The organism is Vibrio cortegadensis, from assembly GCF_024347395.1.
GTDB classification, from domain to species: domain Bacteria; phylum Pseudomonadota; class Gammaproteobacteria; order Enterobacterales; family Vibrionaceae; genus Vibrio; species Vibrio cortegadensis.
In genome coordinates this window covers 3,068,508-3,088,000 of record NZ_AP025472.1, presented here as the reverse complement: position 1 = coordinate 3,088,000, position 19,493 = coordinate 3,068,508, and the positions used below count along the sequence as shown (strand labels likewise).

Below are 19,493 nucleotides of genomic sequence, written 5' to 3'. Positions count from 1 at the left end.
TATTTTGCTAATTAAGCGTTATTTGGGGTGGCACTTTCTATGGTTAAACGTCTTGTGGGTAAACGTAGTCTAGCCAGCCCCATTTATCTTCTGTTTTGCCGTTGAACAGCCCAAAGTAAGCCGCTTGAACTTGTTGTGTTATCGGGCCTCGCTTGCCTTCTCCGATCGTTATTTTATCGACGGTACGAACCGGTACGATTTCAGCCGCGGTGCCTGTCATGAAAATTTCATCAGCAAGGTATAACGCTTCGCGGGCAATGTTTTCTTCGCGAATTTCGTAACCCATTTCTTTGGCAAGCACCATGATTGAATCACGAGTGATCCCTGGCAAAATGGCACTGGTCGCTGGTGGTGTAGAGAGAATACCATCACGAATCACAAAGATATTTTCGCCAGCCCCTTCAGATAGGTAACCATCGACACTGAGTGCGATACCTTCAGCGTAACCATTGCGGCGAGCTTCCCCACCAACAAGAAGGGATGATAAGTAGTTACCGCCGGCTTTTGCTGCGGTTGGGATGGTATTAGGTGCCGCGCGATTCCAACTTGAGATCATCGCATCAACGCCATTTTCAAGCGCTTCTTCGCCCAAGTACGAACCCCAAGGGAAGGCCGCGATAATTAAATCCATCTCAGTATTTTCTGGTGGACAGACGCCAAGCCCTACATTGCCAACAAAGCCTAGTGGGCGAATGTAAGCGGATTGCAGTTTGTTTTGACGGAGAGTTTCGCGTGTTGCCTCCATGATCTCTTCTTCAGTGTAAGGGATCGGAAAGCGGTAAATCTTGGCTGAATTTTTAAGACGTTTGGCATGTTCAGGGTGACGGAAAATCACTGGGCCTTTTGGCGTGTTATAGCAACGAACGCCTTCAAAAACGGAAGTACCGTAGTGCATCGCATGAGTAAGAACATGAACATTTGCCTCTGCCCAAGGAACCATTTCACCGTTAAACCAAATGTAGTCGGCTGTTTTTGCAGTCATTTTGATGTCCTTATGCATTAATGCTCTGTTGTAAATTATTGTTTGGCAATTCGTTCTTACTAATCGTGATCACATCAACATTTTTGATGTCCCATAGCTTCTCGATTTGATTCACTAAGAAAGAGATAGGGCGGTCACTGTCGACAATAATTTCGATGCTAGCCACTTTGCTTTCATGGTTTTGTGTCGCAGCAACTTGTTTGATGATGAAACCACGGTGGCGGATCACACGTAATACACGCTCAAGCAATACGGGCTTATCATCGGCTTTGATATCTAATAAGTACCTTTCCATTAGGTGTTCTCCAACATGTCACTGTTTGATGCGCCCGGTGGAACCAGCGGCCATACATTTTCTTCTTCAGAAATAAGAACATGCAGCATGTAAGCTGTCTTACTTTCTAGCATCTCTTTTAGCGCGGGCTCGACTTCTTCTTTACGAGTAATGGTTTTTCCTGGGATATCAAAAGCCTTGGCAAGCATAACGAAATCAGGGTTGTCATCTAAGATCGTTTCGCTATGGCGGCCATCAAAAAAGAGTGATTGCCATTGGCGTACCATGCCTAATCGTTGGTTGTTGATCAGTACGATTTTTACGGGGATCTGGCGGCGTTTCAGCGTACCTAACTCCTGCACATTCATCATGAACGAGCCATCACCAGAGATGAGAATGGATTGGTCATCTGGTCGAGCAACACTTGCGCCCATCGCTGCAGGTAGGCCAAAGCCCATGGTGCCAAGACCTGCGGATGTAATGAAATTTTGTGGTTCACGAGGTTGAGTATGTTGCGCTGCCCACATTTGGTGCTGTCCAACATCGGTCGAGATGATTGAATTTTCCGGCATCATATCCGATAGCTGTTTAAGCATTAATGGAGCAAAAATCAGATCGCCAGGATGGTCATAACGCCACTTAAAGCCTGAACGTAAGCTTTCTGAGTGATGTACCCAAGGGCTAATATCTTGTGATAGCTCTAACTGTGGAAGGATCAAGTTGATATCGCCGCGCAATGACGCATTGGCAACACGCAATTTATTGAACTCTGCGGCATCAATATCGATATGGATGACTTTTGCATGTGGCGCAAAAGTATCAAGTTTGCCTGTCACACGGTCATCAAACCTTGCGCCGACGACGATCAGCAGATCAGACTCTTGAACCACTAAGTTTGCCGCTTTGGTTCCATGCATCCCTAGCATGCCTAAAAAGTGCGGGTCATGACGCTCAACCGTACCTAATCCTTTCAGTGTGCTGACCGATGGCATTGGGTTTAAGCGTAAAAACTCGCGCACTGATTCAGTGGCTTTGCCAAGTTGAACACCGCCACCGACATACAGTACAGGGCGCGTGCTGGCGGCTAACAGTGCTTGAGCTTGTTGAAGTGAGGCTTCGCTTGCAACGGGCATTGCTGGTGGCACAAATGGAGGAATGACAGAAACAGGAGCTTCGGCAAGCTGTACATCTTTTGCGATATCGACAATAACAGGGCCAGGGCGGCCTGTTTTTGCGACTTCAAACGCTTCAGAGAGTGTCGGTGCGAGATCGTCAATATGAGTCACAAGGTAGCTATGTTTGGTACAAGCTAAAGACATTCCAATGACGTCCATCTCTTGGAATGCATCGGTGCCAATATGAGAGCTAGCAACTTGTCCGGTAATAGCGACAAGAGGAATTGAATCAAGGAAAGCATCGGCGAGGCCGGTGACGAGGTTCGTTGCACCCGGGCCAGAGGTCGCCATGCATACCGCGACATCTTGTGTGGCACGAGCCATACCGATAGCCGCCATTGCTGCGCCTTGTTCGTGACGACAAAGGATATGCTCCACGCCGCCATCATAGAGTGCATCATAAATGGGCATAATGGCCCCACCGGGGTAACCGAAAATGGTTTTAATGCCCTGTTGTTTTAATGCGGATACGACTAAATCTGCACCTCTCATCGTAATCCTCCTGTGCTACTTTTTGGTTGGTAGCTTAATCCATTTTGACTGCACATCTTGTGCTCCCATTCTTCCTGTCATCGATCTGTCTGAATATCGTATTGAGTGATATTTTCTTGAGTTATAAAGTGTAATTTTAGGTCTATAAATTAGAAAAAACCCCCGGACTTTTCAGTGCGAGGGTTTGTAAAATCTTGTGGTTATTTTCTGCCCACTCGCCCCCGCGCGGTCTTAATAATGACCACGATAATCAGGTTAATCAGTGCGTAAGTGCGGGCGTTAAATTTCATACATCTCTTATTTTTGTTACGTAATGTCTTACGAAATGGTTTGCGTCTCTAGTGTTATCATACAAATCTGCTACGTGACAAGAAAAAACTCATACTTTTTTCACATTTCCTACTAATACAAACACGCTATATAACATCTTATTGAAGTGAGTTTACGCTCTTTATTGAGGATAAATTCTTGTAACTCCGCCACTTAGGAATGCTCATGGGATTAGCGATTATTCATAGTCGGGCCAGCGTTGGGGTGGAAGCACCCGAAGTCACGATAGAAGTACATATTAGTAATGGGATGCCCGGTTTTGCTTTGGTTGGGTTACCTGAAACCACGGTTAAAGAGTCTCGGGATCGGGTACGCAGTGCGATCATTAACTCTAAATTTGAGTTTCCAGCCAAGCGGATCACCGTTAACTTGGCTCCAGCGGACTTGCCTAAAGAGGGAGGGCGATTTGATCTGCCTATTGCGCTTGGGATATTGGCTGCATCTCAGCAAATAGCACTAACGAAATTAGAAGGGTGTGAGTTTATTGGAGAGTTGGCATTATCTGGTGAATTACGCGCGGTAAAAGGTGTTCTACCTGCCGCGTTAGCCGCAAACCGGCAACAACGGTGTTTGGTGGTTCCGCATGAAAATGGCGATCAAGCGGCTTTGGTTGGCAAGGATAACCATAAATCCGCACAGAGTTTACTCGAAGTATGTGCTGACTTATGCGGGCAACAGACTCTTAGTCTATTTCAAACGCCATCGATTCATGTTCACAAGCCTTTAGAGCGGGATTTACAGGATATTATTGGTCAGCAACAGGGGAAAAGAGCGTTAGAGATCGCGGCGGCTGGCAATCATAATTTGCTTTTTCTTGGGCCTCCCGGTACAGGAAAAACTATGCTCGCCTCTCGGTTATGTGATTTGTTACCTGAGATGAGTGAGGCTGAGGCTATGGATACCGCTTCGGTCGCGTCGTTGACTCAGCAGGAGATCAATCAACATAACTGGAAACAGCGGCCTTTTCGTTCACCGCACCATTCGAGTTCGATGGCGGCGCTGGTGGGAGGGGGATCGATACCACGGCCAGGTGAAATATCATTAGCACATAATGGTTTGCTGTTTTTGGATGAAATGCCGGAATTTGAACGTAAGGTGCTGGATTCGTTACGGGAACCGCTTGAATCTGGAGAGATCATCATCTCTCGTGCTGCGGGGAAAACTCGATTTCCAGCCCGTTTTCAATTAGTCGGTGCATTGAACCCGAGTCCAACAGGGTATTACGAAGGTGAGCAATCACGAACGAATCCACAGATTATTTTGCGCTATTTAAATCGGTTATCAGGGCCACTGTTGGATCGTTTTGATATGTCACTTGAAATCCCTTTATTACCGAAAGGAATGCTATCTGAAGGTGGCGATCGAGGTGAAGCCACACAAGTTGTAAAAGAGAGAGTTTTGATTGCAAGAGAACGAATGCAGGCCCGAAATGGAAAGGTTAACTCATTATTAGGCAGTCGTGAAATTGAGCAGTTTTGCCCTTTAATGAAACAAGATTCTGAGTTTTTGGAGAATGCACTGCATCGGTTAGGTTTATCGATTCGTGCTTACCATAAAATCATTAAAGTGGCGCGGACGATTGCGGATCTTGAAGGCGTTGAAAGTATTGAGAAGAAGCATTTAGCGGAAGCGTTAGGTTATCGCTCTATGGATAGGTTATTGAAACAATTGACAGCACAGGCGGTATAACGTTTTTACGGAGTAGGTTTGTAAAAAGGGAGCCGATAACGAGGCTCCCTTTTATCATGAATTACTTTTTCAGTAAGAAGTTCACCAGTTCAAAGTACTCATCAAGGCTCTGAATGCTTTGTGCTTCCACAAGGTAACGGTTATTCACAATGACTGCTGGAACGCCTGTAAGTCCACTGTCTTTAAAGGCTTTGTCTGAACGACGAACCATTGAATCGACAGCAAAGCCGTTGAACGCTGCGTCATATTTTGCTGCATCAATGCCTTCATCAAGGAAAATTTGACGTAATTCAGCGTCGTCTTTCGGTGCTTTACGCATGTTGTGGATTCGATTGAATAAAATCGGAACCATCTTATCTTCGACTTTTAGAGCGATCATGGTTGAGTAAGCTTTACTCATTGATTTACCCATCGGGCCACCCATGAAAGATACGTGATTTTTATTCAGTTTCACGCCTTCTGGAAGTTTGGTTTTCAATTGCTCAATAATAGGTTCAAAGCTATTGCAGTGTGGGCAGTAAAAAGAGAAAAACTCATTTACGACAGGCTTTTTGGAAGCTTCAAGATCCAATACTTTGTAATGTTCGCCTTCACTAAATTGAGCAGCATGAGCGGATAGGCTCAGTAGTAGAGTTGCTGCAAGTGCGAGTAGCTTCTTCATTGTTGTTCTCCATTATAGTAAGTCCCTTTAAGTGAGGGATCGAATGTATTACCACTGCGGCATAAGTGAAAGAGGAGCTTCGTTGAGCGCCGCAATTTGTTCTTTAAATCCTAACACTTGGCTTTCCCAATATTTAGGATCGTTAAACCAAGGGAAGGCGAGTGGGAAAGCAGGATCATGCCATCTTTTTGCTAACCATGCCATGTAGTGCACCATTCGTAGACCACGTAATGGTTCAATAAGTTTCAATTCTGTAGGGTTAAAGTCACAAAACTCTTGATAGCCTTCTAAGATGATATCCAGTTGAACGAGTTTATCTTGGCGCTCGCCATTCATTAACATCCATAAATCTTGTACTGCTGGGCCATTTCTCGCGTCATCTAAATCGACAAACATGGGGCCATCACGCCATAGAATGTTGCCGGGATGACAGTCGCCATGCAGGCGAATGATTTGTGAATCGTCGCTCCAATGTTGTTCGAGTAAATTAATCAGCAGATCAAGATCATTAAAAAAAGCCGACTCTAGATGAGAGGGGATAAAGGTCGATTGCTGTAGAAGTTTTCTTGGCTGGTATAAGTACTCTTCAAGGCTAATGGTTGGTCGGTGTTGAAATAGTTTTTGTGAACTTACTTTATGAATGCGACCCAAAAATCGGCCCACACCTTCAAGTTGATCTAAGTTATCGACCTCATACTGACGCCCGCCAACACTAGAAAACAGTGCGAATGTGTAGCCTTTATAAAAATGTAGCGTCTGTCCATTGATACGTAATGGCGCAGCGACAGGGATCTCTTGTTCAACCAATTCTAGGGTGAAGTCATGCTCTTCTTGAATTTGTAGTGAACTCCAACGCTCAGGTCGATAAAACTTTACGACGTAGCGTTTTTTGTCTTCATCAACAAATTGGTAGACTCTATTTTCATAGCTATTTAAAGCCAGCAAGCCTGATTCTGCGCGGACGCCGATACTCTCTAGTGCGTACCACATGAAGTCAGGCGTTAGGGCATTGAAGTTAAAATTTTGCTCAGTCATAAATAAAAAAGGCTCATTACTGAGCCTTTTTCCATTAAAAATTAAGGGTTACAGTTTTTTTATAAAGCGGCTTTCCACTTCAACTGTAAACTGGTCACTGTCTGTGAGTATAAACTGAATCTTTGAAACTGGAGAGCTGATTTTTTCAGGATCAATCCCTAAGCTCATCGGTAAGTTCAGTACTTCCCCTGGCTCAACGGTGACAGTTTGGTTGCCATACCAAATAGCACCTGGCAATCCTGTTACCTCTAAATCATAGCTTTGGGTCTGCTGAGTTTTATTAATGACTTTTAAGGTATAAGTGTTTTCAAAGAAACCTTGGCTATTGACTCTGACTAACTGGTTTCTATCTTTCAGTACACTTAAGCCAACCGGTGCAACACTGGCGACTTGAACAAAGAAGAGGCCAATCATTAATACTAAAATGCCGCCATAACCTAATAGTTTCGGTCGCATGACCTTAGTATGATTACCAGATAAGCGGTGTTCAGTGGTGTAATTAATCAGACCTTGTTGGTAACCCATTCGATCCATGGTTTTATTACATGCATCAATACAAGCACCACAGTTGATGCATTCATATTGCAGACCATCACGAATATCAATACCTGTCGGACATACCTGAACACATAAATCACAATCAATACAGTCGCCCAATCCTAATGCTTTCGGATCGGCTTTGCGTGAGCGAGGGCCACGGTTTTCACCACGTTTAGTGTCGTAACCGACGATAAACGTATCTTTATCAAACATAGCTGATTGGAAACGAGCGTATGGACACATGTGAAGGCAAACAATGGATCGCATCCAACCTGCGTTGCCATAAGTACATGCCGCAAAAAAGATGACCCAGAATGCAGGCCAAAAGCTGGCGTTAAAGGTAAAGAAATCAATCACCAAATCTTTGACTGGTACAAAATAGCCGACAAAGGTTAAGCCTGTTAGTAACGCGATACCTATCCAAGCTAAGTGCTTAACGGCTTTTCGCATAATGAGGTTTGAAGTGGGTTTATTGGAATCTTGTTTGCGCCGTTTATTCGCCGAACCTTCCAATTTTTCTTCAAACCAAATGTACATGAATGTCCAAACAGTTTGAGGACATAAATAGCCACACCATACTCGGCCTAAAAAGGTGGTTAAAAAGAATAGGCCAAACGCTGCTATCATAAATAGCAGAGCTAACAGAGTAAGATCTTGCGGATAAAGAGTGGTGCCAAAGAAATTAAATTGCTGGTTACCTATATCGAGTAAAATTGCTTGGCGTTCACCAAACGGGATCCATGGTGTTAGTGCAAAAAGCAGCAATAGAAACCAGCCACCATAGCGGCGTAGTTGTTGGAAGAAACCTTTACTTTCTCGAACATAGATGCGATTACTTGGGTTAAACCTATCGCCATTCCCTTTATGGGTTTTTGGGTTGAAGGTTTTGGGAGTCACATCTTTGATATCGATCTTATCCTGACTCATTGGAGCTATCCTTATTGGGCTTTAGGTGTGATTTATTTAATTCACACTCTTAGACATTGCATTTTATTATGTGGCGTTTCATTGAGCTTTTTCGTTGGCGATTATAGCGCCAATGTTGGTGACTTTTTTTTAAGGCTATCAACCTTTAACAATCTTTGTTACTACAGATCAGTAGAAAAAGAGTAGAACAGAAAAAAAGCGACCATCTGGCCGCTTTGAATAAAGTCATTAATTACTGTTAGATGATTTATTTGATGATACCGCGAGCTTTGAGGATTGCGGTTTTAAAGTCATCTTCTTGGTCTTTTTTGAGACCTGGGATCATTTCGTCTTTTTCACTGTTACGCATTTTAAGATGGTAGATCAGTACGTCATCGGTTAGATCTTCGATTTTGTCTTCGTATCCTGCCTCTTGAGCTAATTTTACAATGAACTGTAGTAGGTTCATTTCTGAATCTTTTTGCCATTCAGGTTCGATTAATTCAATCAGCTCTTCTATACGATGGCACTTCATTGGGCTTTCTCCATAATAGTTATAATGATTTTGAGTAAAGGTATCAAAATGCACCGCATAAGATAAGGAAAAAGCGCAGTATTAAACTGCGCTTTTTATTAAGCAGCTTGAATGACTTTTACTGAAGTAGAAGCATGAAGTGCCGTCTTTTCCACTAAAGTCATTGTTGGTGCTACTTTTTTTGCCGAAGGCACAGCGACAAAGCTGCAACGACGACGAGACGCACCACGATTTGAGTGCGAAAACCTGACAGGAGTTGGGCGCATTAATATACCTAACAGCCAGGCATTTCCATTGCCAATTTAATGGCCCGATTATCTATGAGTCGCTCCCCTTTGCTTGTTAGTCATAAGTGCAAGGCACCATTCGTAATCATGTTCAAAAAAGAGTGACTCTTCTGGCGTAAGCCTATCCTATAAATAATCAGGAATAATGATATGTATGCATATCATTATTCAGAATATCACCTTACTCGTTCTGGATCGACAGCTGAGTAAAAAACAGCCACCTTGAACCCTCATCATCAAGTAAAATGAATTGAGTTGCAGTCAGTTTCATGAGTACTATTAAGGTAAGCGAAAGGAGAGTGCTGATGTCATTTTTGAAGAAAACCTTAGCAAGTTTTGGTATTGGATCTGCAAAAGTGGATTCTGTTCTACAGCAAGAAGTCTTGTTCCCTGGGCAAAAAGTGAATGTCGTGATCCATGTTTATGGTGGTTCGACACCTCAGGAGATAGATAACATTGACCTGAAACTTTGTTGTCAATATATCGATGAAGTCGAAGTGGGTGGTGGCGACAATCGCGAGCAACGCACCAAGCGAGTGAAGCAGAGTTATGCGCTTGCGAGTTGGGCGTTACCTTACTCTTTTACTATTGGTGCAGGTGAGCAACGAGATTTTGAGATTGAACTTGATATCCCATGGAATACGCCTGTGACCATTGGTGATGCGAAAGTTTGGTTAGAGACAGGGTTAGATATCGCGCTGGCGATTGATCCTACGGATAAAGATATTTTGACAGTGAGACCCGATCCTATCATGGATGGTATTTTCACTGAGTTGGAAGAGCAAGGGTTACGAATTCGACAAGTTGAGTGTGAAGCTGCTAAAGGTTTCGCCATGCCTTTTGTCCAAGAGTTTGAATTTGTACCAACAACGGGCCCTTACCACGGTCGTTGGCGTGAATTAGAGATTGTGGCTTATCGAGACGCTGAGCAATTGCAACTTTGGTTCGAGATAGACAGAAACCGAAAAGGATTTGGTGGCATGTTATCTAGCTTGCTGGGTTTAGGTGAACTTAAACGTAAACTCGTGATCCCAGCAGACACACCCGTTAGCGAGGCTGGAAAGATCGTTTTAGAGTATCTAGAACAGGTCAGTTAGTCAGATATTATTCAATTTAGACGTTTTCTGGCAAACAGTCTTTTGACTGGTAAAATATTGAGCTTACACGTGTAAGCTTAATATGGCATACTGGTAGAATCAAATAATGGTCCTACCATGGAAAACTTATGAATCAACCAACGAATACGGCCTACAGTACAACTGAAGAGTTAGCCAATGCGATCACCCATGGTATTGGTTGCCTTTTTGGTATTGTGGGTTCAGTTTTACTGCTCAATAACGCCATCGAGCATGGCGCTGACATCATGACTTTAACCAGCATGGCAGTTTACGGTAGTAGCATCATTTTACTCTTCCTTGCCTCTACACTGTATCACTCCATTTCAAACCCTAATACGAAACGCCTTTTCAAAACGTTAGATCACTGCGCGATATATCTACTGATCGCAGGCAGTTATACCCCATTCCTGTTAGTGGGATTAAGAACACCGCTAGCGATAGGATTAATGGGCGTGATTTGGGCGATTGCGCTGATTGGCGTTGTTATGAAAATCGCATTTGTTTACCGATTTAAACGCGCATCGTTGATCACCTACTTGATCATGGGTTGGCTTTCTATGATTGTTATCTACCAGTTGGCGCTAAATATTGCTGTGGGAGGTTTAGTTTTACTGGCGGCAGGCGGCGTGATTTACTCTTTGGGTGTGATTTTCTATGTAACAAAACGCATCCCTTACAACCATGCCATCTGGCATTTGTTTGTGCTAGGTGGATGCGTATGTCACTTCTTTGCTATCTATCTTTATGTGCCAATTGTTTAAGCCTTGATGTGTTTATCGAGACTCGACATTCAGCACGTTAACATTGATTTGATAGTCGGTATGTTGAGGTACTTCGAATACTAAATTACGACCAGACTCAGATGATTGTGGTCTTAGATAAGTGTCAGCAATACGCTTGATTGATTTCCAGATAGCCACTTCCGTTTTAAGCAGAGAAACACCTTGTGAGTCTAATATTTCAACTTCTAGATCAATCAATACAATCGATTGAGAGCTTTGATTGGTGATAGAGGTTGGAATAATCAGCGTGCCGGACTCATAACTGGCAGACTGAAGTAAAATATCTATACCAGAATCAGAAAGTTGAAGAATGTGCTTATTTGCTCCAACCTTGAATTGAGTACCTGCTTTTTTCGAAGCCAGTGGGATCGCGACAACATCCGTGGTTTCCTCACTTTTTGCAGATAAGTACTCCCAAGTAAAATCATCATTCAGCTGAATTTGTTGTCCGTTTTCCAGTGTGACGATTTGATTGGCTAGCACATTACCGCTCAGAAATATGCTTAATAACATTATCCATTTGTTCATTGTAAACCTCTTTAACGGCGCCAAAAGGCAGGAAAAAATAGTACTAAAATAGTCAGTATTTCAAGTCTTCCCATCAGCATACCAAAGCTGAGTATCCACTTTGCAGCATCAGGGAGAGGAGAAAAGTTACCCGTTGGACCAATAACCGACCCCATTCCTGGGCCAACATTCGCGACCGCAGTAATTGAGCCTGAAATACTGGTGATAGGATCGAGCCCCATAGAGCTTAGAGCTGCAGCAATAAAAATAATGGTAATGAAGAACATTAAACCGAAAGCGACCACGGAACGAACAATATCGTCATTTACTGGCCTTTGGTTATAACGTTGAACAAAGACACCAGATGGGTGAATCAGTTTCATTATCTGCTTATTCAGGAGTGTCATCGCAATTTGGAAGCGGAATATTTTAATGCCCCCAGATGTCGAACCTGAACAAGCCCCTGCCATCATTAAGAACGCAAATAACACGCTAGGCAGAGCGCCCCATGCGGTGAAATCCTCTAAACCAAAACCTGTAGTGGTCACGACCGATACAATGTTAAACATGGATACTCTTAGCGCGTCTAAAACCGCATAGCCATCTCGAATGATTAACCAAGCGGCGACAATGAAGCTTGAGCCTAAGAACAGATAAGTGAAGCCTCGTACTTGTGCATCTTTATACAGAGCTTGTGGCTTTCTTTTGCTGAGCACAGTCACAAAGAGCAAGAAAGGAAGTCCACCCAGATACATAAATAGAGTCGCAACCCAATGAGCTCCGTTTGAGAAGTGATTCATTGAGCCATCAGATGTTGAATAACCACCGGTTGAAAGGGTAGTAAAAGAGTGATTGATCGCATCAAACAAGTTCATGCCTGTTGCTAAGTAACCCAGTAGGCACAACACTGTCAATACGAGGTAGACCAGAACTATATTTTTGGCGACAGTTTTCGCGCGAGGGCTACTTTTATCGGACCAATCTGATGATTCCGTTTGGAATAGCTTCATCCCCCCAACGTTCAGCATTGGCAGAACGGCAACCGCCATTACGATAAACCCTATACCTCCCAACCATTGTAGGATTGAGCGCCACAATAAAATGCTGGGAGCCATACTGTCTAAGCCACTTAAAACGGTGGAACCCGTGGTGGTAATGCCTGACATAGTTTCAAAGTAAGCGTCAGTAAAACTGATGTGGTTGATGAACACGAAGGGCAGAGCAGCAAAGGCACTGGCGATAGTCCAAACCAAAGAGGTGATTAGAAACATATCTCGAACACTTAATTTAAAGTGTGCGGTGCGACCAATGGTTAAACAGATAAACGCCATTAAATGGGTGATCAGAACCGATTGACCAAACTCTAAAAAGCCACCCGTACCGGTAAAAAACGCGACAAGTGTTGGGATATACATAAATAGGGCTAGCTTGGATAACACTAACCCTATAACAAAAATAATCGGACGCAGATTGACCATTTTTAGTGACCTAAAGGAAGAACGGACTCGGCTGGAACAGTGACTCTACATCTGCAACATACTTTTTATCGACTAAGAACATAACGACGTGATCATCTTGTTCGATCATCGTTCTGTCATGAGCGATGAGCACTTCTTCGCCACGAACAATGGCACCAATGGTTGTACCTGGAGGAAGTTTAATATCACCGACGGCGCGGCCGACAACTTTAGAGGTGGTTTCATCACCGTGGGCAATCGCTTCAATCGCTTCTGCGGCTCCGCGACGCAGTGATGATACATTCACAATATCGGCTCGACGCACGTGGGTAAGTAGTGCGGAAATCGTCGCTTGCTGGGGTGAGATCGCAACATCGATAACGCCACCTTGAACCAAGTCTACGTACGCTCCACGTTGAATCAGCACCATTACTTTTTTCGCCCCCATGCGCTTAGCGAGCATGGCAGACATAATGTTGGTCTCATCTTCGTTGGTTAAGGCAATGAAAACGTCAACTTGGTCGATGTTTTCTTCCGTAAGTAACTCTTGGTCTGCCGCATCACCACAGAACACAATCGTATTCTCTAGCTCTTCAGAAAGCTTTTCAGCCCGTTTATGGTTGCGCTCAATCAACTTAACGCTGTAGCTGTGTTCAAGACGCTTAGCGAGACTGGCACCGATATTACCACCACCGACAATCATGATTCTGCGGTAAGGCTTTTCTAAACGTTGAAGTTCACTCATAACGGAACGAATATGGTTACTTGCTGCAACGAAGAAAACTTCATCATCGGCTTCAATAACGGTGGTTCCTTGAGGTCGAATCGCACGTCCTTGACGGAAAATCGCGGCAACACGAGTATCAATATGAGGCATGTGACCACGTAAAGCAGACAGAGCGTTCCCCACCAAAGGGCCACCATAATAAGCTTTTACCGCAACCAAGCTGACTTTCTGTTCAGCAAAACTCACCACTTGAAGGGCGCCAGGGTATTGGATGAGACGCTCAATATAACTGGTTACGAGTTCTTCTGGAGCTATAAGGTGATCGACCGGGATTGCGCCTGATTTAAACAGCGCTTCTTTTTCTGCCAAGTATTCCGGAGAGCGAATACGGGCAATACGGTTCGGTGTGTTAAACAGAGAGAAGGCAACCTGACACGCAGCCATGTTGGTTTCATCCATATTGGTTACAGCCACCAACATGTCAGCATCTTGTGCTCCGGCTTCCCGCAAAGTTGTTGGGTGGCTGGCGTAACCATTCACCACTCGTAAATCATATTTATCTTGCAGTTCACGAAGGCGATCACCATTGCGGTCGACAATGGTGATGTCATTGTTTTCGCCAACGAGATTTTCTGCCAGTGTGCCACCGACTTGGCCAGCACCAAGAATGATGATTTTCATACTTTGCTTCTCTTGTTTTACTCAGTTATGCGCCGGTCTTTTCTATTATCAGAAAGCTGCGCAATTAAGGTGCTCATTCATAATGAATACGAGCAGTGCTTCAAGTTATAAGCGCTGCTCGAATCAATGTTATACGCTTAAGCGAGCGATTTAACCAATACGGCGTAGTAGAAACCATCCATATCGTCTTCACCAGGAAGAATTTGGCGTCCTGGGTTTTCAACTTCAGAACCCACCAGTTGTGCGTTGTCGGTTCTCGCTAAGAAGTCTTTTACTTGTTGGCTGTTCTCTTGTGGAGTGATTGAACACGTCGCGTACACCATAGTGCCGCCCGGTTTAAGTTCACGCCACATCGCATCCATGATTTCACTTTGAAGCAGTGCGAGAGCCTCAATATCAGACGCTCTGCGTAGCCACTTAATATCAGGGTGGCGACGGATCACGCCAGTCGCTGAACAAGGTGCATCTAACAAAATACGGTCGAATTGATCACCTTGCCACCACTCTTCAGGGTAGCGAGCATCTCCGCAGATAACATCAGCACGCAGTTGTAAACGCTGTAGGTTGTCATACACGCGATCCAAACGGCGGTCATCGCAGTCAATGGCAACCACTTCAGTGTTCTTTGTGCGCTCTAAAATATGCGCAGTTTTGCCGCCAGGTGCAGCGCAGCAATCTAAAATTAACTCACCGTCTTGTGGTGCTAAGTAATCGACAGATAATTGAGCCGCAGCATCTTGAACCGATACCCAACCTTTAGTGAAACCTGGTAGTAAAGTGACATCACAAGGAGACGTTAATTTTAATGCATCTTCCGCTTGAGGGTGCGGTGTGCATTCAATGTTTTCGCTATTTAACAGTGCTAAGTATTCATCACGAGTGTGGTGCTGACGATTCACTCGTAGCCACATTGGTGCTTTACTGTTATTCGCTTCAACGATGGATTCCCATTGTTCTGGGTAACTCTCTTGAAGCATTTTTAAAATCCAGCTTGGGTGGCAATATTTGCCTGCGTTATGACTAACGGCCAGTTCGTCCAAGCGGTCTTGTTCGCGTAAATAGCTACGAAGTACGGCATTAATTAAGCCACGTAAGCTCGGACCTCGTAGGGTTACTGTTCCTTCTACGGTTTCACCAACGGCAGCGTGAGCAGGAATGCGCATAAAACTTAATTGGTAGATACCCACTAAAATTAAGTGGTGGAATACTCGCTTTTTACCTTTAAGCGAATTATCCATCAGCTCGTTCGCAATGGTTTCTAAACGTGGTAAATAACGTAATGCTCCGTAACAGATCTCTTGAAGAAGAGCGTGGTCACGAGGTTTAATCGTTTTCTGAGCTGCTGGTAAAGCATGTGAAAGTGAATGGCCTTTATCGACCACTTGAAACAGGACATTTGCAGCTGCAGCGCGAACATTCATGATGGATACCCGATTGTTGAATCAAAAAAATAAAGGCCAGTAACGACTGGCCGAACTTGCTTGCCGAATTAGTTGAGTTGGCTTCCCACTTCAAACCAAGCAGCACGCGAGTTTAAGATGTCTTGTACCGACATGGCTTTTTTCCCCGGTACTTGTAGCTGCTCTAAAACAAGCACACCACTGCCAGTTGCCACATAAATACCCGTTTTATCGGCTTTAAGTATGGTTCCCGCCGGTTTATCAGTTGTTTGAGGTTCCACACGGCTTTGCCATACTTTGATGCTATTTTCTGCAACAGAGAAGTGACTCATCGGCCAAGGATTAAAGGCTCGAACGCAACGTTCAATGGCTTGAGCATCCATCGTCCAATCAATCTTAGCTTCTTCTTTGCTAAGTTTTTTCGCGTAGTTGGCAAGCTCATCATCTTGTTTGACAGGTTTAGCATTACCGGAAGCGATGTCCGCTAAGCAATGAACAAGTGCATCTGGACCTAAATCCGCGAGCTTGTCATACATAGAGGCACTGGTGTCTGTCGTTTCAATCGGTAGAGTGGCAATGCTGAGCATGTCACCAGTATCTAAACCAATATCCATTTGCATGATGGTCACACCGGTTTCTTTATCACCCGCCCAGATTGAGCGTTGAATCGGTGCGGCACCACGCCAGCGAGGTAAAATTGAGCCATGCACGTTGATACAACCTAGACGCGGGGTATCAAGCACAACTTGTGGCAATAGTAGACCGTAAGCCACGACAACCATGAGATCGGCGTTGAGCTCCGCAAGCTGCTGTTTTGCTTCATCGGCTTTGAAGTTTTCTGGTTGGTATACCGGAATATTATGTTCAAGGGCGATATTTTTTACTGGGCTTGCGGTCAGCTTTTTGCCACGACCTGCTGGGCGGTCAGGTTGGGTATATACCGCAAGAACTTCATGCTCCGAAGACAACAACGCCGCCAAATGACGGGCGGCGAAGTCCGGAGTACCTGCAAACACAATACGTAATGACTGGCTCAAGGTAACCTCACTTAATTTATTTTTGTTTTTCGTTAAAGCGTTTAATTTTCTCTAACTTTTCTTTGATGCGCTTGCGTTTAAGAGGCGAAAGGTAATCAACAAACAGTTTGCCTTTTAAATGGTCCAATTCGTGTTGTACACAAATCGCCAGTAAGTCATCAGCGTCGAAGGTGAACTCTTCGCCATCACGATTGAGAGCTTTTACGCTCACTTCAGCCGCACGAGGAACTAAACCTCTTGCGCCCGGAACCGAAAGGCAACCTTCTTCGATGCCATCTTCTCCGCGTTTTTCGGTGATTTCAGGGTTGATCAGAACCATTGGTTCATCACGAGTTTCTGAAATATCAATCACAACAATACGTTGGTGGAAATCAACTTGCGTCGCCGCTAAGCCGATACCTTCTTCGTCGTACATGGTTTCAATCATGTCATCGACGAGCTTTTGGATCTCAGGGGTAACTTTCTCTACCGGTTTCGCCACGGTACGTAGGCGGTCATCCGGGAATGTTAATACTTGTAATACAGACATATACACTCTAAATGTTGAACTGTGCCGAAACAGCATAAACCTTGTTGGCTCAATTCTAGACATTTTAGAGGGCAAATGACAGCATCCTAAGACCAATTATTCGATTCTCTATTACTCATTACTCTAAAGGAGCGGGAGTTATGCCTTCATTTCTTCGCTGTATTACAGGCGCATTACTGTCAATGTCGTTCTCTATTTCTAATATTGCGAGTGCAAGTGAATCAATACCAGCACCTTTGACGATTCGAGATAATGCACCACAAACTTATATCGTTGTGAAAGGTGACACGCTGTGGGATATATCAGCTTTATATTTAGATAATCCATGGTTATGGCCTCGCTTGTGGCAGATAAACCCTGACATTGAAAATCCACATCTAATTTATCCAGGAGATAGGTTAACGTTAACGTGGAGAGATGGTCAGCCAGTGTTAAGTCTTAAACCTATGGTCACTCTGAGCCCTAAGGTTCGCTTGATTGAAAAGAAAGCGGTACCGACTATTGCGGAAGAGTTGGTGCTTCCTTACCTTCAATCGGATCGGTTGGTAGAAAAAGATCTCATTGATAATGCTCATAGGGTGCTAGGAACAAGTGATGGTCGTAAGTTTTTAACCGCTAATGATCGTTTATTTATTGATGGTCAGCACAGTCATACTGAGTGGGGGATTTACCGTCAGGTTGAAGAGTATAAGCGTGAAAGCCCAGAGGTAAGTATCACATCTTTACGTTTAGTGGCAGCGGCTACTTTGGTGGACAGTGATGAAGAGTTTAGTAGTTTACAGGTGACCTCTCAACGACAAGAAATATTGATTAATGATGTGGTGTTACCTGAAGTTGGCATTGAAACCATGACGTTATCCACCACCTTTCACCCTCAACCTGCTCCTCAAGGTGCATTCGCCAATATTTTAGGAGCGATAGCGGGAAGCCAGTATGCTGCAAACAACCAAGTGATCATTCTGGATCAAGGTACGGAAGATAATTTACGTCAAGGAAGTATGTTTGAGTTAATTAAACCCGGAGCGATGGTACATAGCAAAGAAGGTAAGTTTAGTTATGAGGGCGAAAAGAGTGATGCTATTCAATTGCCTGATATCACCGTTGGTCGCTTGATTGTTATTCGTCCTTATCAATATTTTAGTTTAGGGCTGATAACAGATAGCTCTACGCCTATTGGTCGAGAAATTTCTGCTATTTCACCAATCAAGCCAGTGACTATTGCGATCAGTAGTGAAGATGCAGGATCGTGACGGAGCAAGAACTCGAAGCGTGGTTGATGTTGAGCTTCACTCCCTATTTGGGAGAAAAGAGATTATCCAGATTAAGAAGTATCGATTCACTGGTTAACATTGTTCAATATAAGCCTCAAAACCTTCAGGCAATAGGGTTCAAAACAAAACAGATAGAGTACTTAAAACACAAAGCTCTTTCAGATGTTGAGCCTTGCTTAAAATGGGCTCAGCAAAAAAATCATCATATTATTACTCCTCTCGATATACATTACCCACCGCTTTTAAAAGAGATCCCCTCCCATCCGCCGGTATTATTTGTAAAAGGTAACTCTAGTTGCTTGGGGGATCCTCAAATCGCAATGGTTGGCAGTCGAAATGCAAGCTTGGAAGGGCGACAAACCGCGAAGTCGTTTGCGAAAGAGTTTTCTAATCAAGGCTTAATCGTAACTAGCGGGCTTGCATTGGGGATCGATGGTTACGCTCATGATGGAGCGTTAGAAGGAAGTGGTGAAACGGTGGCTGTACTTGGCTCTGGTCTTGATAATATTTATCCAGCTCGCCATAGGAAGTTGGCTGAAAGAATTATCGATAAAGGGGCGTTAGTTTCAGAATTTCGTCCTAGTGCCAAGCCGAGGCCTGAAAACTTCCCACGGCGTAATCGAATTATTAGTGGCTTGTCTGTTGGGGTCTTAGTCGTTGAGGCGGCAGAGAAAAGTGGTTCTCTTATTACGGCTCGTTACGCAAACGAGCAAGGGCGTGATGTTTTTGCTATGCCGGGCTCTATCCATAACCCCAATAGTCGTGGCGGAAATAGCTTAATTAAAGCGGGAGCGTGTTTAGTCCAAAGTGCGCAAGATGTTCTCTCTGAAATAGAAACTCTGGTAAACTGGTCTATAGATCATCAGCCAAATTTATTCGACATGGTGGAAGAAGAGGAAGAATTGCTATTTCCTCTTCTGTTAGCTAACGTAGGAATAGAGGTGACTCCTGTTGATATTTTGGCACAGCGGACCCATATACCTGTGCATGAGGTCATGATGCAGCTTTTGGAGCTTGAGCTCTCAGGGCATGTTGTTGCAGTAACCGGTGGCTATATTCGAAAGAGGAGGGGCTAGCT

At 44.2% G+C, this 19,493-nt stretch carries 19 protein-coding genes; 5 read left to right on the top strand and 14 right to left on the bottom strand.

Going from position 1 to position 19,493, the window contains the following annotated elements; translation table 11 throughout:
• Nucleotides 1-43: 43 nt before the first annotated feature.
• Genes OCV39_RS14370 through ilvG form a run of 3 tightly spaced genes read right to left on the bottom strand, consistent with a single transcriptional unit; the run spans nucleotide 44 to nucleotide 2,923 of the window.
• Nucleotides 44-982 (bottom strand): branched-chain amino acid transaminase, encoded by a 939-nt coding sequence (locus OCV39_RS14370; protein ID WP_029203289.1) that lies wholly within the window; start codon nucleotides 980-982, stop codon nucleotides 44-46.
• 10 nt (nucleotides 983-992) lie between these two features.
• Nucleotides 993-1,277 (bottom strand): acetolactate synthase 2 small subunit, encoded by a 285-nt coding sequence (gene ilvM / locus OCV39_RS14365; RefSeq protein ID WP_261888670.1) that lies wholly within the window; start codon nucleotides 1,275-1,277, stop codon nucleotides 993-995.
• Nucleotides 1,277-2,923, bottom strand: a complete 1,647-nt coding sequence (ilvG, locus tag OCV39_RS14360; RefSeq protein WP_017051916.1) for an acetolactate synthase 2 catalytic subunit — start codon at nucleotides 2,921-2,923, stop codon at nucleotides 1,277-1,279. Before ilvG ends, ilvM begins: the two co-directional genes overlap by 1 nt.
• Before the next feature lie 495 nt (nucleotides 2,924-3,418).
• Between ilvG and OCV39_RS14355 the strand changes: the two genes are divergently transcribed.
• Nucleotides 3,419-4,942 carry a YifB family Mg chelatase-like AAA ATPase gene (locus OCV39_RS14355; protein WP_113798182.1) on the top strand — a complete coding sequence of 508 codons (1,524 nt, stop codon included), beginning with the start codon at nucleotides 3,419-3,421 and terminating at the stop codon, nucleotides 4,940-4,942.
• A 61-nt stretch (nucleotides 4,943-5,003) separates the two neighbouring features.
• Here OCV39_RS14355 and OCV39_RS14350 read toward each other — a convergent pair whose 3' ends face one another.
• The 5 genes from OCV39_RS14350 to OCV39_RS14330 all read right to left on the bottom strand — a co-directional run bounded on the left by OCV39_RS14350 (nucleotide 5,004) and on the right by OCV39_RS14330 (nucleotide 8,885).
• Complete coding sequence (locus OCV39_RS14350) at nucleotides 5,004-5,603, bottom strand: thiol:disulfide interchange protein DsbA/DsbL (RefSeq protein WP_136995910.1); 600 nt, start codon at nucleotides 5,601-5,603, stop codon at nucleotides 5,004-5,006.
• A gap of 48 nt (nucleotides 5,604-5,651) precedes the next feature.
• A complete protein-coding gene (locus tag OCV39_RS14345) occupies nucleotides 5,652-6,638 on the bottom strand; it encodes a serine/threonine protein kinase (RefSeq protein WP_017051913.1) in 987 nt (328 codons plus the stop codon).
• Between the two features lie 48 nt (nucleotides 6,639-6,686).
• On the bottom strand, nucleotides 6,687-8,105 hold the full coding sequence (gene ccoG, locus OCV39_RS14340; RefSeq protein ID WP_261888669.1) for a cytochrome c oxidase accessory protein CcoG: 1,419 nt from the start codon (nucleotides 8,103-8,105) through the stop codon (nucleotides 6,687-6,689).
• Between the two features lie 247 nt (nucleotides 8,106-8,352).
• Nucleotides 8,353-8,619 carry a YihD family protein gene (locus tag OCV39_RS14335; protein ID WP_017051911.1) on the bottom strand — a complete coding sequence of 89 codons (267 nt, stop codon included), beginning with the start codon at nucleotides 8,617-8,619 and terminating at the stop codon, nucleotides 8,353-8,355.
• A 98-nt stretch (nucleotides 8,620-8,717) separates the two neighbouring features.
• The gene (locus OCV39_RS14330) at nucleotides 8,718-8,885 is read right to left on the bottom strand and encodes a hypothetical protein (RefSeq protein ID WP_017051910.1); all 168 of its coding nucleotides are present in this window, start codon (nucleotides 8,883-8,885) and stop codon (nucleotides 8,718-8,720) included.
• Nucleotides 8,886-9,211: 326 nt separating this feature from the next.
• Here OCV39_RS14330 and OCV39_RS14325 point away from each other — a divergent pair, with 326 nt between their 5' ends.
• Both OCV39_RS14325 and trhA read left to right on the top strand, forming a co-directional pair.
• The gene (locus OCV39_RS14325; RefSeq protein WP_261888668.1) at nucleotides 9,212-10,003 is read left to right on the top strand and encodes a sporulation protein; all 792 of its coding nucleotides are present in this window, start codon (nucleotides 9,212-9,214) and stop codon (nucleotides 10,001-10,003) included.
• A 128-nt stretch (nucleotides 10,004-10,131) separates the two neighbouring features.
• Nucleotides 10,132-10,785, top strand: a complete 654-nt coding sequence (trhA, locus tag OCV39_RS14320) for a PAQR family membrane homeostasis protein TrhA (RefSeq protein WP_261888667.1) — start codon at nucleotides 10,132-10,134, stop codon at nucleotides 10,783-10,785.
• A 12-nt stretch (nucleotides 10,786-10,797) separates the two neighbouring features.
• Here the strand turns inward: trhA and OCV39_RS14315 are convergent, their stop codons facing one another.
• The 6 genes from OCV39_RS14315 to def form a co-directional block, all read right to left on the bottom strand.
• Nucleotides 10,798-11,334: a DUF3157 family protein gene (locus OCV39_RS14315; protein ID WP_113798172.1), complete on the bottom strand. Its 537-nt coding sequence runs from the start codon at nucleotides 11,332-11,334 to the stop codon at nucleotides 10,798-10,800.
• Nucleotides 11,335-11,345: 11 nt separating this feature from the next.
• The gene (locus tag OCV39_RS14310) at nucleotides 11,346-12,791 is read right to left on the bottom strand and encodes a TrkH family potassium uptake protein (protein ID WP_113798170.1); all 1,446 of its coding nucleotides are present in this window, start codon (nucleotides 12,789-12,791) and stop codon (nucleotides 11,346-11,348) included.
• A gap of 10 nt (nucleotides 12,792-12,801) precedes the next feature.
• Nucleotides 12,802-14,178, bottom strand: a complete 1,377-nt coding sequence (gene trkA / locus OCV39_RS14305) for a Trk system potassium transporter TrkA (protein WP_113798169.1) — start codon at nucleotides 14,176-14,178, stop codon at nucleotides 12,802-12,804.
• Nucleotides 14,179-14,315: 137 nt separating this feature from the next.
• Nucleotides 14,316-15,599: a 16S rRNA (cytosine(967)-C(5))-methyltransferase RsmB gene (rsmB, locus tag OCV39_RS14300; protein WP_261888666.1), complete on the bottom strand. Its 1,284-nt coding sequence runs from the start codon at nucleotides 15,597-15,599 to the stop codon at nucleotides 14,316-14,318.
• Between the two features lie 68 nt (nucleotides 15,600-15,667).
• Nucleotides 15,668-16,615, bottom strand: coding sequence for a methionyl-tRNA formyltransferase (gene fmt / locus OCV39_RS14295; RefSeq protein WP_261888665.1), 948 nt, complete (start codon nucleotides 16,613-16,615; stop codon nucleotides 15,668-15,670).
• Between the two features lie 16 nt (nucleotides 16,616-16,631).
• Nucleotides 16,632-17,144 carry a peptide deformylase gene (def, locus tag OCV39_RS14290; protein WP_017052851.1) on the bottom strand — a complete coding sequence of 171 codons (513 nt, stop codon included), beginning with the start codon at nucleotides 17,142-17,144 and terminating at the stop codon, nucleotides 16,632-16,634.
• 140 nt (nucleotides 17,145-17,284) lie between these two features.
• On the opposite strand from def, the gene OCV39_RS14285 reads away from it, so the two are divergent.
• Together OCV39_RS14285 and dprA are read left to right on the top strand one after the other, a co-directional pair.
• Entirely contained in the window at nucleotides 17,285-18,394 is a 1,110-nt protein-coding gene (locus OCV39_RS14285) for a LysM peptidoglycan-binding domain-containing protein (RefSeq protein ID WP_113798163.1), read from the top strand.
• A complete protein-coding gene (dprA, locus tag OCV39_RS14280; protein WP_261888664.1) occupies nucleotides 18,391-19,491 on the top strand; it encodes a DNA-processing protein DprA in 1,101 nt (366 codons plus the stop codon). The genes OCV39_RS14285 and dprA overlap by 4 nt, the downstream gene beginning before the upstream one ends.
• Nucleotides 19,492-19,493: the final 2 nt, after the last annotated feature.

Coding starts and splice junctions, on each gene's coding strand:
- OCV39_RS14370 (WP_029203289.1), bottom strand. CDS start 982: ATGACTGCAAAAACAGCCGACTACATTTGGTTTAACGGTGAAATGGTT.
- ilvG (WP_017051916.1), bottom strand. CDS start 2,923: ATGAGAGGTGCAGATTTAGTCGTATCCGCATTAAAACAACAGGGCATT.
- OCV39_RS14310 (WP_113798170.1), bottom strand. CDS start 12,791: ATGGTCAATCTGCGTCCGATTATTTTTGTTATAGGGTTAGTGTTATCC.
- OCV39_RS14325 (WP_261888668.1), top strand. CDS start 9,212: ATGTCATTTTTGAAGAAAACCTTAGCAAGTTTTGGTATTGGATCTGCA.
- ccoG (WP_261888669.1), bottom strand. CDS start 8,105: ATGAGTCAGGATAAGATCGATATCAAAGATGTGACTCCCAAAACCTTC.
- ilvM (WP_261888670.1), bottom strand. CDS start 1,277: ATGGAAAGGTACTTATTAGATATCAAAGCCGATGATAAGCCCGTATTG.
- OCV39_RS14285 (WP_113798163.1), top strand. CDS start 17,285: ATGCCTTCATTTCTTCGCTGTATTACAGGCGCATTACTGTCAATGTCG.
- trhA (WP_261888667.1), top strand. CDS start 10,132: ATGAATCAACCAACGAATACGGCCTACAGTACAACTGAAGAGTTAGCC.
- OCV39_RS14330 (WP_017051910.1), bottom strand. CDS start 8,885: ATGCGCCCAACTCCTGTCAGGTTTTCGCACTCAAATCGTGGTGCGTCT.
- OCV39_RS14355 (WP_113798182.1), top strand. CDS start 3,419: ATGGGATTAGCGATTATTCATAGTCGGGCCAGCGTTGGGGTGGAAGCA.
- OCV39_RS14335 (WP_017051911.1), bottom strand. CDS start 8,619: ATGAAGTGCCATCGTATAGAAGAGCTGATTGAATTAATCGAACCTGAA.
- OCV39_RS14315 (WP_113798172.1), bottom strand. CDS start 11,334: ATGAACAAATGGATAATGTTATTAAGCATATTTCTGAGCGGTAATGTG.
- trkA (WP_113798169.1), bottom strand. CDS start 14,178: ATGAAAATCATCATTCTTGGTGCTGGCCAAGTCGGTGGCACACTGGCA.
- def (WP_017052851.1), bottom strand. CDS start 17,144: ATGTCTGTATTACAAGTATTAACATTCCCGGATGACCGCCTACGTACC.
- rsmB (WP_261888666.1), bottom strand. CDS start 15,599: ATGAATGTTCGCGCTGCAGCTGCAAATGTCCTGTTTCAAGTGGTCGAT.
- OCV39_RS14350 (WP_136995910.1), bottom strand. CDS start 5,603: ATGAAGAAGCTACTCGCACTTGCAGCAACTCTACTACTGAGCCTATCC.
- OCV39_RS14345 (WP_017051913.1), bottom strand. CDS start 6,638: ATGACTGAGCAAAATTTTAACTTCAATGCCCTAACGCCTGACTTCATG.